The organism is Pseudomonas sp. HMWF021 (genome assembly GCF_003061005.1).
Taxonomy (GTDB): domain Bacteria; phylum Pseudomonadota; class Gammaproteobacteria; order Pseudomonadales; family Pseudomonadaceae; genus Aquipseudomonas.
Genome location: NZ_QAIK01000111.1, coordinates 1 through 1,269 on the forward strand (window position 1 = coordinate 1; position 1,269 = coordinate 1,269).

Annotated in this window: 1 protein-coding gene and 1 pseudogene; both read right to left on the reverse strand. The window is 61.8% G+C overall.

What is annotated here, in order from left to right:
* Positions 1-971, reverse strand: a 971-nt coding sequence (locus tag DBR18_RS15080) for a quinone-dependent dihydroorotate dehydrogenase (RefSeq protein ID WP_108590901.1), incomplete at its 3' end; no start/stop codon positions are given.
* Positions 972-1,118: 147 nt separating this feature from the next.
* Positions 1,119-1,269, reverse strand: a pseudogene (locus DBR18_RS15085) (OmpA family protein); the annotation flags it as partial.

Genomic DNA, 1,269 nt, shown 5'->3' on the forward strand with positions numbered 1-1,269 from the left:
CCTTTGTAGATAAACCCGGAATAGATCTGCACCAGGCTAGCACCCGCCATGATCTTCTCGGCCGCATGCTTGCCCTCGGTGATGCCGCCAGCGGCAATGATCGGCAACCGCCCACCCAGTTCACCCGCCAGCACCTTCACGGTATTCGTGCTCTTGTCGCGCACGGGAGCGCCGGACAGACCGCCCGCCTCGTCACCGTGCTCCATGCCTTCAACGCCGACGCGGCTCAGGGTGGTGTTGGTGGCGATCACTGCGTCCATACCGGTCTCGATCAACGCCTGAGCCACTTGCGCGGTTTCTTCGTCGGTCATGTCCGGGGCGATCTTGATCGCCAGCGGAACGTGCTTGCCGTGGCGCAGGGCGAGTTCGGCGCGACGCGTGGCGAGGTCGGCCAGCAATTGCTTGAGCGAATCACCGAACTGCAGGCTGCGCAGGCCCGGAGTATTCGGCGAGCTGACGTTGACCGTGACATAGCTGGCGTGGGCATACACCTTGTCCAGGCAGATCAGGTAGTCATCCACCGCACGCTCCACCGGGGTGTCGAAGTTCTTGCCGATGTTGATCCCCAGCACGCCCTTGTATTTGGCCGCGGCGACCCGCGCCAGCAGGTTATCCACGCCAAGGTTGTTGAAGCCCATGCGATTGATGATCGCCTCGGCTTCCGGCAGACGGAAGATTCGTGGCTTCGGATTGCCCGGCTGCGGCCGCGGGGTCACGGTGCCAATCTCGACAAAACCGAAACCCAACTGCGAGAAACCGTCGATGGCCGCGCCGTTCTTGTCCAGACCGGCCGCCAGACCCACCGGGTTCGGAAAGTCCAGGCCCATGACCGTCACCGGCACGTTCGCCGGTTTTTTGCACAACAAGCCGTTGAGGCCCAAACGCCCACCCGCGCCGATCAGATCCAGCGACAGATCGTGGGAGGTTTCCGGGGAAAGTTTGAACAACAGCTGACGGGCCAGGGTGTACATGGGCGGCGATGACTCGGGCGGCGAAAAGAGGCGGCGATTATAGCCGGGCAACACCTGTCGGCGCGAGGCGCCAATGTCCCGTTTACTCAAATCGCAGGCAAAGAAAAGCCCGGCCTGAGCCGGGCTTTTCTCAAAGCGGCGAGCTAATTACTTAGCTTGAGCTTCAACCTGCGCTTCTACGCGACGGTTAACAGCGCGACCAGCTTCAGTTTTGTTGTCAGCAACTGGGCGGGTTTCGCCGTAGCCGATCGACTGAACGCGGGACGACTCAACACCGTACTGGTTGGTCAGAACCTGC